The sequence below is a fragment of the Paraeggerthella hongkongensis genome (assembly GCF_003726035.1).
Taxonomy (GTDB): domain Bacteria; phylum Actinomycetota; class Coriobacteriia; order Coriobacteriales; family Eggerthellaceae; genus Paraeggerthella; species Paraeggerthella hongkongensis.
Map to the genome: position 1 here is coordinate 1 of NZ_QICD01000058.1, position 650 is coordinate 650.

Below are 650 nucleotides of genomic sequence, written 5' to 3' on the forward strand. Positions count from 1 at the left end.
CCGCAAAACGGGGATGCGGCAAGAAGTTGGACCGCCCGAGGGCGGTCCACGACCGATCGAACGGCCCCGAAGGGGCCGTGAGGAGGGAGCTGCATGTACACGGAGCGCGAGAAGGTCAGGTACGTCGAGATGATGTGGGCCGAAGGGCTCACGCCCTGCGCCGCGCAGCGCAAATGGGGCCGCCCCACGAGGGAGGCGCTGAGGAGATGGGAGAGGCAGGCCGAGCGCGGGGAGCTTCCCGCCGAGATGCCCCGGGCGCGAGCCGAGCACGCGCCCCGCTCCCATTACCCCGAGGCGACCAGGGCGGAGGCCGTGCGCCTCTACCGCCTGGGCGAGAAGCCCGCCCACATCGCCCGGCGCCTCGGCATCGGGAACGCGAGCATCGTGAGGAGATGGGACGCGAGGGCCCGGAAGCGCGCTATCCTGTCCGAGACGGGCGCGCGGGACGCGCCGCGCGAGAAGGAGCGGAAGGAGCTGCGGGGCATGGTCGAGGCATCGGGATCGGAAGACGAGGCGGCCCGGCTCCGGGCCGACCTGGAGGAGGCGCTTCTCGAGGTCGCGGCGTACAAGGAGCTGATGCGCGACCCAAAAGCCGCAGGCCCGGAGAGCCTCTCGAAGAGGCGGCTCGTCGGGTTAGGAGAGAAGCTGAG

1 protein-coding gene is annotated in these 650 nt (G+C 71.4%); it reads left to right on the forward strand.

Going from position 1 to position 650, the window contains the following annotated elements; all coding sequences use genetic code 11:
- Positions 1-93: 93 nt before the first annotated feature.
- The coding region (locus DMP08_RS12295; protein ID WP_148042368.1) for a transposase at positions 94-650 on the forward strand (557 nt) is incomplete at its 3' end.